This is a genomic window from Mesorhizobium norvegicum (assembly GCF_004919685.1).
In the GTDB taxonomy this organism is placed as follows: Bacteria; Pseudomonadota; Alphaproteobacteria; order Rhizobiales; family Rhizobiaceae; genus Mesorhizobium; species Mesorhizobium norvegicum.
Genome location: NZ_SMYZ01000039.1, coordinates 22564 through 34587 on the forward strand (window position 1 = coordinate 22564; position 12024 = coordinate 34587).

General features: G+C 59.1%; 13 protein-coding genes. 11 read left to right on the forward strand and 2 right to left on the reverse strand.

Annotated features, from left to right (window positions below; translation table 11 throughout):
* Positions 1-139 precede the first annotated feature (139 nt).
* Both FCU66_RS15775 and FCU66_RS15780 read left to right on the forward strand, forming a co-directional pair.
* Complete coding sequence (locus tag FCU66_RS15775) at positions 140-1591, forward strand: recombinase family protein (protein ID WP_168991717.1); 1452 nt, start codon at positions 140-142, stop codon at positions 1589-1591.
* 48 nt (positions 1592-1639) lie between these two features.
* On the forward strand, positions 1640-1942 hold the full coding sequence (locus tag FCU66_RS15780) for a helix-turn-helix domain-containing protein (RefSeq protein ID WP_136616115.1): 303 nt from the start codon (positions 1640-1642) through the stop codon (positions 1940-1942).
* Between the two features lie 185 nt (positions 1943-2127).
* Here the strand turns inward: FCU66_RS15780 and FCU66_RS15785 are convergent, their stop codons facing one another.
* Positions 2128-3039, reverse strand: coding sequence for a LysR family transcriptional regulator (locus FCU66_RS15785; RefSeq protein ID WP_136616116.1), 912 nt, complete (start codon positions 3037-3039; stop codon positions 2128-2130).
* A 427-nt stretch (positions 3040-3466) separates the two neighbouring features.
* Between FCU66_RS15785 and FCU66_RS15790 the strand changes: the two genes are divergently transcribed.
* The 9 genes from FCU66_RS15790 (at position 3467) to FCU66_RS15830 (ending at position 11852) form a co-directional block, all read left to right on the forward strand.
* Entirely contained in the window at positions 3467-4270 is an 804-nt protein-coding gene (locus FCU66_RS15790; RefSeq protein ID WP_281285528.1) for an ATP-binding cassette domain-containing protein, read from the forward strand.
* A gap of 16 nt (positions 4271-4286) precedes the next feature.
* The gene (locus FCU66_RS15795) at positions 4287-4952 is read left to right on the forward strand and encodes an ABC transporter permease (RefSeq protein WP_136616117.1); all 666 of its coding nucleotides are present in this window, start codon (positions 4287-4289) and stop codon (positions 4950-4952) included.
* Between the two features lie 13 nt (positions 4953-4965).
* Positions 4966-5694, forward strand: a complete 729-nt coding sequence (locus FCU66_RS15800) for an ABC transporter permease (protein ID WP_136616118.1) — start codon at positions 4966-4968, stop codon at positions 5692-5694.
* Positions 5691-6815, forward strand: a complete 1125-nt coding sequence (gene alr / locus FCU66_RS15805; RefSeq protein ID WP_136616119.1) for an alanine racemase — start codon at positions 5691-5693, stop codon at positions 6813-6815. The genes FCU66_RS15800 and alr overlap by 4 nt, the downstream gene beginning before the upstream one ends.
* 42 nt (positions 6816-6857) lie before the next feature.
* Entirely contained in the window at positions 6858-7703 is an 846-nt protein-coding gene (locus FCU66_RS15810) for a transporter substrate-binding domain-containing protein (protein WP_136616120.1), read from the forward strand.
* 100 nt (positions 7704-7803) lie between these two features.
* Positions 7804-9036 (forward strand): CapA family protein, encoded by a 1233-nt coding sequence (locus FCU66_RS15815; protein ID WP_136616121.1) that lies wholly within the window; start codon positions 7804-7806, stop codon positions 9034-9036.
* 248 nt (positions 9037-9284) lie between these two features.
* The gene (locus FCU66_RS15820) at positions 9285-10007 is read left to right on the forward strand and encodes a LuxR family transcriptional regulator (protein WP_168991718.1); all 723 of its coding nucleotides are present in this window, start codon (positions 9285-9287) and stop codon (positions 10005-10007) included.
* 230 nt (positions 10008-10237) lie between these two features.
* Positions 10238-10876: an acyl-homoserine-lactone synthase gene (locus tag FCU66_RS15825; RefSeq protein WP_136616123.1), complete on the forward strand. Its 639-nt coding sequence runs from the start codon at positions 10238-10240 to the stop codon at positions 10874-10876.
* A gap of 22 nt (positions 10877-10898) precedes the next feature.
* On the forward strand, positions 10899-11852 hold the full coding sequence (locus FCU66_RS15830; RefSeq protein WP_136616124.1) for a LysR family transcriptional regulator: 954 nt from the start codon (positions 10899-10901) through the stop codon (positions 11850-11852).
* Here the strand turns inward: FCU66_RS15830 and FCU66_RS15835 are convergent.
* A complete protein-coding gene (locus FCU66_RS15835; RefSeq protein WP_136616125.1) occupies positions 11800-12024 on the reverse strand; it encodes a DUF2274 domain-containing protein in 225 nt (74 codons plus the stop codon). The two genes, FCU66_RS15830 and FCU66_RS15835, sit on opposite strands and share 53 nt — an antisense overlap.

Consider the following 12024-nt stretch of genomic DNA (forward strand, 5'->3'; position numbering starts at 1 on the left):
CGCTTGGCGAACGGTAAGCGCCCGTGAAATATGCTGCCAGTACTATTTGATTAAGCCCATAGAGGATGTAAAATACTCTATTCGCAATCAGCATCGTTTCCGTTGCATTCGAAATAAATCCACGCGAGGAGGTGCTATAGTGACTGAACTGATATCCGAGCCTCGTGTTCCGGCGGCGCAGTACATTCGCATGTCAACCGAGCATCAGCGCTATTCTCTGGAAAACCAAATCGCTGGCATTGCGGAGTATGCCGCAAAACGAGGGTTCGCTATCGTCCAGACCTATGCCGATGCGGGCAAAAGCGGGCTAAGCCTGAAGGGAAGAGCCGGTCTCCAGCAATTACTGGCCGATGTCGTGACTGGCCAACACACCTATTCTGCGATTCTGGTTCTGGACGTTAGCCGGTGGGGGCGGTTTCAGGATACGGACCAATCCGCCCACTATGAATTTATCTGTCGGGACGCCGGGGTCGCGGTGGAGTATTGCGGCGAGCCGTTCGAGAACGACGGCAGTATGGTTTCGATGATCGTCAAGAACCTGAAGCGGGTAATGGCCGGCGAATATAGCCGCGAACTGTCTGCTAAAGTCTCAAGGGCGCAGACACAACAAGCGCGTCTCGGGTTTAAGCAAGGTGGCGGGATGCCTTATGGCATACGGCGACTGTTGGTCAGCGAAGACGGGGAACCGCGATTTATCCTCGGTGCGGGGGAACAAAAGGGCCTGAGTACCGACCGTGTTATCTTCGTGCCCGGATCACCGCAGGAAATCGGAACCGTGCGACGCATTTTCCGAATGTTCGTCAGTCAACATCGAAGAATGACCGCCATCGCGGGGAAATTGAACAAAGAGGGTGTGCCTTCAGCCAACGGTCGTAAGTGGACCGCGAGGCGTGTCAGAACCGTGCTCACAAGCGAGTTGATGGTGGGATACTATGTCTACAACCAAAAGACACGGCGACTGAAGGGGCCATGCAAGCCAAATCCTCCAGACCTGTGGATCAGAATACGTGTAATGGATCCGATAGTGGACGTAAAACAATTCGCAAAGGCTCAACACGAGAGGCGACGCAAAAGCGGGAACGCATATACAGAGACGGACCTTACCGAAAGGCTTAAAAGGCTCTACAGGGAGAGGGGGACGCTCTCTCAGGGCATAATCGACGCTTGTCCGTACACAGCTTCTGCAAGTTCATATGTCAACCATTTTGGGAGCCTCGTGGCCGCTTACGCAAGGGTCGGCTACGACTGCCCGTGGCCGCCAGGTCTCAGATATACGGATGAGTATCTTCTCGACGGTATCCGGCGGCTACACGCCACTTTTGGACATGTAACATCCAAGCTGATCAATGCTGACCCGGACCTTCCTGTGTCTCGTGTGTTCTCGTTGCGATTTGGCTCGGTGATCCGCGCCTATGCGTTGGCGGGATTCCCAACTACTTACGCCGATGCCCAATTGGCGAAGCGGAAGAGGGTCAGGTTACGTTTTGAACAGCGGCGGCAATGCGATGCGTCAAAGCCCCGGAACGAGAGAGCACCTGACCCGATCGAGGCGGAGACGCACATTGACTCGCACTCGTCTTGCGAAGAATGATATGTCAAAGCATATCAGACGCTGAACCTGATATACAGAGACATATCGATGCGCCATGCGACCGACGACATCATTCAAACTCTGCGTGGTGCCCGCAAAGACAAAGGGCTAAGCCAGCGCAAGCTCAGCACACGGATCGGAGTGCCGCAAAGCCATATCTCCAAGATCGAGAGCGGGGCAACCGACCTCCGGCTTTCGAGCTTGGTTGAGCATGCGCGCGCACTTGATCATGAAGTGGTCGTTGTACCGCGCAGGGCGCTGTCCGCAGTTAAAGCAATTGTCGCCAACTCAGCGCTGCACAAGGACATCATCCTGCGGCGTCCAGCATATCAACTCGACGATGACGACTAGGATGCCTGTTGCGCCGGCATCGTTACCAAGCCCTGCCGGTGCGACCCGGGTGCGAACCAAGTCGAGGCTTCCGAAGCATCGCTCAAGGCTTGCGCGGCAACCAAGTCATTGGTGCCTGCAACTGGCCGCCAGCTTTTCCGTTAGATGGTTTGCCCGGAGATGCTGCCGGTTCAACCCCAATTCCGTCATGCGGGATCCCGCAGCGCATCGGCGAGCCGTTCCCTTGCCAGTTGCAGTTGGCCGCTTAACTTGCGTCCCCGCTGCCAGAACACGACGTAGTGATAAATTGCGCTTGGTTCAAAGGGCCGAAACTGGAGGCCAAAGAACGCACACTCTTTCGCAACGATACTGTTGGTCACCGAGATCCCGATACCAGCCGCAATGAATGCAGCCTCATGCCCGTTGGCGTCAACCTCGACGGCAATATTCGGCTCCACGCCCATGTAGCGCAGGGCGTTCAAGTCCATCTGGTGAGTATTTTGGCGCGGCTCTATATCTATCATTGGCTCGTCGCGCAAATCTTCCGGCGTTATCAGGTCCTTCTCGCCCAGCCGATGCCCCGCCGGAAAGAGACAGACATTGGTCGCAGTCGCGACCGGCATCCAATCAAAGAGTCTTTCGTCGAGTGGTAGACGCGATAGGCCCAGATCAGCACGCCCGTTGAGAACATGCTCTGCGACGTCCTGGTAGCTGCCTGACTTGACGTGGAAGACACATGAGCGGTCATCGACACGGATCTGCTTGACAGCCCGCGGGACAAGGGTGAAGCAAAAGATGTCTGGCGCCGCGATGCCGATTGCATGACCCTCAATTCCCTTCAGCGCCGCGATCGACTTTCCAACCCTGTCAAGGCTCAAGAACGTCCCATCGATCTCGCGAAGCAGTTCCCAGGCCTGCGCCGTTGCGACGAGCCGGTTTCCCTCGCGCCTAAACAGCGGCACGGTAAGCGCCGTCTCCAATTGCGCGACCTGTTGGCTTACCGCCGACTGGGTGACGCGAAGGACCTTGGCGGCCTGACGTTCAGACCCAAGTCGCACGACCTCTCGGAAAATCTGCAGCTGGCGGAGTGTTACCCCTGTGTTCGCAATCTCGACCAAGTTTGCTCCCGTCGGTCGTGCCCGGCGCTTTTACGCCCGCAGTCGTTGACCGGAGCACACGACAACAACTTATCATGCGGCAGCGTGACCTGTTGAGCAAGCACGATTATTGGGCAGAAAACGCGCGTTTTCGGCACTAGCGCACGATTGGCTATATTAGCTCAGCTTATATGAAAAGAATCTGGCTTATAAATTGACCGGTCCACTTCTCTTGGCCGATTGTTGTGCCAGATCACGGTCAAGCTTCGTCGCCCGCTGAGATTAACTCTCGGGCGTCGCCCAGCCGCTGCCGGGTTTCAACGCAGAATGGGAATGACGGATGATGCGACCTTGGTCGGCAGCAGTGCGGAGCTTTTGTCCCAGTTCCGGGAAGGCTCGATTGCCAAAGCGGTTGGCGCGCACCGCATGTACGGCGGGAGCCGTTTCGTTGACACCCTCCGATCTCGATAGGCCAGGCTGCGATGATGTGGCGGCCCTCAGGGTAGAAGGACTTGAAAAATCGTTCGGCAATTATCCCGTTCTACGCGGCGTTACGCTCACTGCCCACCGGCACGAGGTGATCGGCATTCTGGGAAGCAGCGGCTCGGGCAAGAGCACGCTGTTGCGCTGCCTCAACCTGCTTGAGCTGCCGAACCGCGGGCGCATGTGGGTCTTGGGTGAGCGGTTGAAGCTTCGCGAGGCGGTAAACGGCCGTGGCGGCGCCATTCTAGACCGGCGCCAGATTCAAAGGGTGAGGGCCTCCCTGGGGATGGTCTTTCAGAGCTTCAACTTGTGGCCGCACAGAACGATCCTTGAGAATGTCGCGGAAGGCCCAACGCACGTCCTGCGACAGTCACGGCGGGAAGCGATCGGGGTCGCGGAGCACTATCTCGCGCAGGTCGGCCTTGCGGACAGGCGCCATCACTATCCGCACCACCTTTCGGGCGGGCAGCAGCAACGTGCGGGCATCGCCCGGGCTCTCGCCATGGAGCCCGCCGTTCTGTTGTTCGATGAGCCGACGTCGGCGCTTGATCCCGAGTTGACCGGCGAGGTGCTCAAGGTCATCCGGTCACTGGCCGAGGAGGGGCGCACTATGCTTCTGGTAACCCATGAGCTCGCCTTCGCCAGAGAGGTCTCTACGCGCGCTGCGTTCATGCACGACGGCAAAATCGAAGAAGAGGGGCCATCGCGGCAGCTATTCCTTGAGCCGGCTTCCGAACGGCTCCGCCGATTCCTTCAATCGCATTATTGATGGGGCGACCTGCGTCATGAACGGCTTCGCCATACAATTCCTGCACGGACTCTGCATGACAGTGCTGGTCGCGGCCATCAGCGGTGTGCTGGGGACCGCCGTCGGCCTCGCCGGCGCCGCGTCGAAGCTGTCAGCGTATCGGATTCCGATGTGGCTGGCCGAGGTCTACACGACCGTGATCAGGGGCGTGCCCGAGCTGCTTGTGATCCTCCTCATCTATTTCGGGGGAACGGCCGCGATCACATTCGCGATCGGCCGATATGTCGAGATCAGCGCCCTCTCGGCAGGGGTCATCGCGCTGACCGTCATTTTTGGCGCCTATTCCACCGAGATATTCCGCGGCGCGATCTTGAGCATCCCGCGTGGGCAATGGGAAGCAGCATCATCGATCGGCCTGAAATCCTGGCAGATCTGGTTGCTCGTGATCTTGCCGCAGATGGTGCGCGTGGCGTTGCCGGCCTTCTGCAACCTCTGGATCTCGCTCCTCAAGGACACAGCGCTGATTTCGGTGGTCGGCCTGACAGATATTATGCGTGTCGCCTTCGTCGGCGCGGGCTCCATGAGGGCGCCGCTGACGTTCTATCTGGCCGCCTCCGCGCTCTACCTGCTGCTCACCAGCGTCTCGCTGTTGGCGTTCAGAAGGCTCGAGCAATACATCGCTGTGCCAGGCCAGCTGCGCTGAGGGAGGAAGATAGATGCAGATCGACATCTTCCTCCAAAGTATCGTGACACTGGCGAACGCAGCGTTCCTGACGATAGCGCTGACGGTCCCGTCGCTGGTGATCGGCTTCGTCATCTCCGTGCCCTTGGCATTCATGCGGGCATCGGACAGCCGATATCTTTCGTCGGCCATACTGGCCTACACCTACGTGGTTCGCGGCACGCCGTTGCTGGTGCAACTCTTCCTTATCTACTACGGCCTCGGCCAGATCGACGTGATCCGCCACAGCCCCCTCTGGGTATTGTTGCGCGACCCCTTCTGGTGCGCGCTGCTCGCCTTCTCGCTGAACAGCGCCGCCTACACGACGGAACTCTTCCGGGGTGCAATCCAGGCGGTGCCGCGCGGATTGGTCGAAGCCGCGGAAGCCGTCGGCATGTCACGTTTGCAGCAGGCAAGGCTCATCACATTTCCCATCGCGTTCCGCGCGGCATTGCCGTCCTACACCAACGAGGTCATCGGGCTGCTGAAAGCCAGTTCCTTGGCCAGCACGGTGACGCTTCTCGAAATCACCGGCGTAGCGCGACGGCTCGTTTCCGAGACTTTCGCGCCCTATGAAATATTCCTCGCCGCAGGCGTCATCTATCTCGCTCTCACATACCTCGTAACGTCGGTCTTCCGGCTTCTGGAGAGGCACCTCGCAGGCGCTGAGCCGAAAGTAGCGCGAGAGACGGCGATGCTCTCGTTGCGGCGGATTTCGCCATGACGGATGCGCTGTCCCTGTTAGCGTCCCCAGCCGCAGCGTCCTGTTGGCGCGAGATCAGCCTTTCGGCGATCATCCACAACTATCGCGCTGTCAGGGTTGCCGTGGGGCCCGCCGTCAAGATCTTTGCCTGCCTCAAAAACGATGCCTATGGCTGTGGCGCCGCAGAGGTCGCAGCTGTACTGGCGGCCGAGGGGGTGGACGGGTTCGGCGTTGCCTCAGCTCGAGACGCCTATCGCGTCCGCTCGCGAGCTCCCCGAACGCCAATTCTGCTCTATCCCGGCATAAGTCCCCAATGGGCCAGGGATGTATCGAAGCAGGACCTCACAATCACCCTTTCGAATGTATCCGAGTTGGACGCCTGGGCGGCGACCTCGGAAAGGCTGGCCGCCTTCGTCAAGGTCGACCTCGGTTTCTGGCGCGCCGGCGCACTTCCGTCCGAGATCGAAGGATTGCTCGATAGGGCCGCCGCTACACCCAATATCGACGTCAAGGGCTTGTACGCGCATTTGAACGAACTTCCAGGCACCGGGCCGACAGCCAGTGAGCAGTGGAGCCGCCTGAAAGACCTTTTGGCAACTATCAGTCGACGACCCGCTATCATCATGTTGTCCAGCAGCGACGGAGTGCTGCGCCATCCCGAGATGGATTTGGATGCGGTCGACCCTGGGGCAATGCTGTTCGGCATCGCGGACACGGCGAGGGCGGCACGCCCACTCACCCTCAAACCAGCGCTTCACGCGATCAAGGCTCGGCTCGTTTCGGTCAAACGGGCCGATGCCAGCATAGGCCCTGTACCTGATCTGCCCGGTTATAGCTCCGACATGCAAATCGGCGTGCTTGGCATAGGCTGGGGACACGGCCTGCCGAGGGATTTGCCATTTGGCGCCAGCGCGATCATCCGTGGGAAGCGGATCCCGCTGCTTGCTCCCCTGCACCTGGAGCATGTGCGTGTCGACCTGACCTGCGTCCCGGATGCTGCCCTCGGCGACGAAGCGATCCTGCTCGGATCAGCCGATGGCGAACACATCGATCTGGCCGAACTGGCCAGGCATTGGCGCACCGACAGCGTCGGCATCTGCTGCGGGCTGCAGCCGGATCTGGCGCGGGTCTACACGCTCTGAACCCACGAACGGACATCGCAACCAAAAAAGGGGAATCAAATCATGCCTAAACATCTTTTGCCGATCGCCTTCGCAGCCATGTTATGGGCGATGGGCGCTCACGCCGGCACTCGAACCGCGATCACCATCGCCTCCGAGGGTGCATCTCCGCCATGGGACTCGATCGATTCCAACGGCCAACTCGTCGGCTACGACATCGACGTCGGCAAGGAATTGTGCCGCCGCATGGCCATCGAATGCAAGTTCGTAGCGCAGGATTGGGACGGGATCATCCCTGCACTCACCGTTGGAAAATACGACGCGATTATCTCTGGGATGTCCATCACCGAGAAGCGCAAGAAGACCATATCTTTCTCTGCGCCCTACGCGATCGGCACCAACCAGATCGTCATGCGCCGGGATCTGAACTTGCCGCCAACCGACATAAAGCTGAAGCTGGACCTCACCGGAATCGACGCCGGCAAACAGGCGATCCTCGACCAGCTCAAGGCGGCCCTGACTGGGAAAAATCTCGGCGTGCTGCGCTCCTCCAATTCCGAGGCAGTCTTGACCGACCTGTTCGGCAAAGTGGCGACGATCAGGAGCTACGACTCTCTGGAGAACCTGAAGCTTGACCTCGCCGCCGACCGGATCGACGGCGGATTAGCCGATTACTCCAACTGGAAGCTGTTTCTGGACAGTCCGGACGGACGAAACGCAGCTTTCTATGGTCCGCAACTCTTTGGCGGAACGTGGGGACCCGGCATTGGCATCGGCATCAGGAAGGACGATGGCGACCTGGTGGAGGCGTTCAACAAGGCGATTGCCGGCGCGGTCACCGACGGCACGTTGAAGAAACTCAGCCTGCAATGGTTCGGCTTCGACATCTCTCCACCCGAGACGCCCTGAGCGCCATCGCTCAAGTTCTCCAAATTGCGGCATGGCGGAGCAACAGGATCCGCCATGCCCTCCCCTGAAGTTCGTCCTTTGGAAAAGATACTGTCCAACAATGACACCCTTCACCGTCGCAATGACTGGCCAATCCCTGATCCATCACGATATCCGCGCGTCATCGGACAGCAGTTTTCATGACATTGTGCAGATGTTGAAGACCGCCGACGTCGCCTTCACCAATCTCGAGACGACCATAACGGGACGCCACCCTGGCTGGCCGATGAAGGGATCGTTTTTCGGTTGCTCCGAACCGTTGGTCCTCGACGTTCTGGAAGATATGGGCATCAACACTCTCTCCTTGGCGAACAACCACGCTTTTGACCTGGGTCCAGGTGGGGTGCTGTCCACTATCGAGGAGGTGGGCGCGCGCGGGTTTCTCCATGCCGGCACAGGCGCTGACCGTGCCACCGCGATGACACCCCGATCGAAGAGGTTGGGAGCCAAGACGGTTACCTTGGCTGCCATGGATGCCGGACCCGGACCGGCGACGATGTATGCCGACGACGCAGCTTCCGACAGGCCCGCTCGGCCAGGCGTCAACAGGCTGGAGGTGCGTCGGCTCTTCGGGGTCGATCCTGAAAAGTTCGACATGCTGACCGCCATACAGTCGACATTCAAGAGCGGCGAGTTAGAGAGGGCAAACTATTACCAACCAGACGATCCGCCAGTCGTGAGCGACCCTCGCGATATTGACTTCTATGGGACGGTGTTCCGACGGTCGGCCCAGAACCGACGGCACATTCTCATGGACCAAACCAGTGCGTCCAACCAGCTTGCCGCCATAAGCGACGCCGCCCACCGTGGTGAGTTCGTCATAGCCTATCTTCACCATCACCATTGGGAGCCCGACTGGCGCGAAGTTCCCGACTGGGTGAGAGTATTCGCCAGAAGGTGCGTCGACGCCGGTGCGCGGATATTTGCCTGCCACGGCGCGCCTGTGCTGCAGCCGGTGGAGATTTACAAATCTGCCCCACTATTTTTTGGGCTCGGCAATTTCATCTTTCACGTTCCAGAGCACGAGGCTGAGTGGAACTCGGCCGACGTCTGGAAAAGCGTTGTCGCCCGTTGCTGCTTCAATGAGGGCGGCGCGCTCTGTGCCATGTCACTGGAACCGATCATCCTGGGCGGAGAGAAATCGCTTGAGACGGGGCTACCTCACACGAGGCGCGTGCCGGTGCTAGCCAGGAGCGAGATGGGCCGCTCAATCATCGCGGATCTTGCCCGGCGATCGGCGTCTTATGGCACGAAGATCGAACCAGAGGGCTTTTCGGGAAGGGTCCTGATTTAAAGTTGTCGCCGTCGCGTGGGCGGCCCCGCCGACTAACAGGAGAAGTGGCATCGGGTGTAAAGGGCCGCCCGGTTCACGTACGTGGGCGGCGGCGATTGCAGAAAGGTCCCCGCAGCTTGTTAGTTGAGCCCACTGGGGCGTGGTTACTTTCGCGTGGCCGCCGCTCCTCCCAAGGCGCTGAGGTTGTCAGTCGCGACGGCGCTGACACCTCACCGCCGAAGATGATCCAAGATCTTCAGGATAGTCTCATGTCGCTCTATGACCTTATCTTCAGAGATTTCGTTGACGCACTTGAAACCGCCCACGATGAGCTTGGTTTCAGAGGAGCCGCTGATCGCTTTGCCAAGCGGCTGGGTTACCGATGGTTTGCCTATCTCGGGTTTTCGGAACCAGCGCTCAAGGTGCTTTCTTCCTATCCAAATTCGTGGGCGCAGCAATACATTGCGCAAAGGTATAAGGATATCGACCCAATCGTCGGGCTGGCCCGAACATCGCAACGATTGTTTCAATGGGATCGCCGGACCGTGCGATTGCCATCAGCATCTCAGCAGCGCTTTTTCGCGGAGGCGGCCAAATTTGGGATTCACAGTGGCGCGACCGTTCCGATATGTGGAGGCTTTGGCCGCTTCGCCGCCTTCACAGTCGCGGGCAATGGGGACGTAAGTCTTGAGGCTCGTCCAACGGAAATGATGGATACCCTGCAACTTGCCGGGCTCTACTTTCATGCTCACGTCCACGCGAAACTCCAACTCGGCCTGACTCGTCTTGCCGACGCACCACTAACCCAACGAGAGCGGCAGTGCCTTTTCTGGGCGGCCCGCGGCAAGAAGATGCCAGAAACTGCCAAAATCCTCGGCATAGCTCCGCGAACAGTGGTCTTCCATCTTGAGAATGCCCGGTCGAAGTTGAGCGCGTCCACTGTGACACAGGCCGTCGCCGAGGCAGCGCAGCGCGGCGTCATCTTATTCTGACTAGGGCGCCATGCTACTTCGCCTAAGACCGCCACAGGCGCCCTGACGTCGCGATCTGCTTTCTGACCGACATCCCATTGATTTAGCAGCCACTGCTACAGTAGCAATAACTGCTATATAGGAGAATTTTGCGCTAGAACTTACTCGCCAAAACGCCCTGTAAAACTCTACAGCTACGTCAATCGGCTCACCGTGTTCTTTGTTTGCCACAAACAAAGGAGCCTCCTGCCATGCGTGTAATTTCAATTGCTCACTCTGACTACTGTGAATTTCCTGACCTGATCTTGGGCATGCACCGTTTGCGCTATCGCATTTTTCGGAACCGGCTGAATTGGAACGTCTCTGTTTCGCGCGATATGGAGATCGACGCTTACGACGCGCTCAAGCCGACATACATCATTGCTGTCGACGAAGGCAGCTCGGTCATCGGTTGTGCGAGGCTGCTGCCGACAACGGGGCCAACAATGCTGACGAATACCTTCCCGGCGTTGCTTGGACCAAATCCACCTCCGCGAAGCGAGAAAATGTTCGAAAGTTCGCGCTTCTGCGTTGATACAAACTCGGCTGACATTGTGTCCGCAACGGGCCTACGTGACGTCACGTTCAGTCTCCTCGCGGGGATTCTCGAGTGGGGATTATTACACCGTCAAGAGGCAGTGGTCACTGTAACCGATGTTCGATTCGAGCGCATTTTAAGACGCGCTGGATGGCCGTTGGAGCGCTTTGCTCCGCCCCTGCAGATTGACGACACAAAGGCGTTGGCCGGTCATCTGCCAATCTCTGAACCGGCGCTGATGAACGTCCGTGAGATGGGACAGATCCGAGGGTCGGTGCTCGCGGCTCGCTTCACCCATCAGGCGGCGGCGTGATCATGGATGCTGCAAGTCGGTAATGGCCATCGAACTGCGCCATCTTCGTTACGCTGTCGCCGCCGAACAATATGGCAGCTTCCGCCGTGCAGCTGAGGCGCTTGGCGTCAAGCAGTCGTCGCTCAGCCGCCGCATTCGCCAGATGGAGGATCGCCTAGGAGTCGCGGTGTTCGAGCGATCCAGCAGCGGCGTGCGGCTCACAATCGCCGGAACCGAAATTCTGCGCACTTCCCGGCACCTGGTCTATGGGTTGGACCACCTAGTGGCGTCCGCCAAGGCCGCAGGCCGGGGAGAAACCGGCCGGCTGGCCATCGGGTTCTATACGTCGTTGTCGGCAGGGAATTTGCGCGCGAGCTTGATGGAACATGCGCGACGGTTTCCCGAAGTGGAAATCCGCACGGTCGAGGGCGAGCGGGCACGTCTTTTCGTAGGTCTTGAGCATGGCACGCTCGACGTTGCCATCGTCACCGGAGAGCCGCCCGTTCGCGAAGGAGGATTAATGGCCTTATGGGGCGAACGCATCATGGTCGCAGTCCCGGAGAGCCATCCCCTGACAGCGAACGAGGTCGTGTATTGGACCGACCTCAGAAGCGAGACCTTGCTGCTGAGCCAGCGCGATCCTGGACCGGAACTCCGAGACATTCTCCTGGCAAAACTCGCCTCACCCGGCGTCCAGCCCAAAATTGTCAGCGAGGACGTCAGCCACGAAGGCATAATGAGTTTGGTGAGCGCGGGCTTCGGCGTCAGCATGTTCTGCGAGTCTGGGATCGGCGCCAATTACGCCGGCGTTCTCTATCGCGATGTGCAGGACGGCAACGGTCCGAGCCGGATCAGCTACACCGCTTATTGGCAGAGGCACAACGACAACCCTGCGCTGGCGAACTTCCTCAAGCTGTTGGAGGAGCGCTATCCTTCGCTGTCGACTAGAACTGCCGAATCCGCCGCGCCTTCGAGAACGCCCGATCAGTCGCCATGAAGCGCTCAATCATCGGCGCGATCAGCCTGACCGGTTCGCCAACAGGCTGGCCAGTCTCTCGACCCAGAGCCTCGGCGTAGGCGATGAGGTCGCGATGCAGAGTGGCCGGCAGTTCGATCGAGATCTTGACCGGCTTGTCGTCGGCGATGGCCCCAAGTTTCAGCTTCGCCAT